Annotated in this window: 1 pseudogene; it reads right to left on the reverse strand. The window is 58.6% G+C overall.

The features are described from left to right. A pseudogene (locus AF337_RS35050) lies at nucleotides 1-210 on the reverse strand (sugar ABC transporter ATP-binding protein); the annotation flags it as partial.

The following is a 210-nucleotide window of genomic DNA, read 5'->3' on the forward strand; positions in this document are numbered from 1 at the left end:
GCCTCGATGCCGGCATCCAGACGCTTCAAAAACGCATTGGCCTTTTGCACCTGCGCCTTGTGATCGATGCCAAGAATGCCGCGCGTGATTTCGCGCCTGGCGAAGATGTTCTCGGCAACCGACATGTTTGCGAATAGATTGAGCTCCTGAAAGATCATCCCGATGCCGTGCGCCTGCGCATCGGCAGGGCTGCCGAAGGATACGGGCACG

It is taken from the genome of Rhizobium ecuadorense (assembly GCF_001187535.1).
GTDB classification, from domain to species: Bacteria; Pseudomonadota; Alphaproteobacteria; order Rhizobiales; family Rhizobiaceae; genus Rhizobium; species Rhizobium ecuadorense.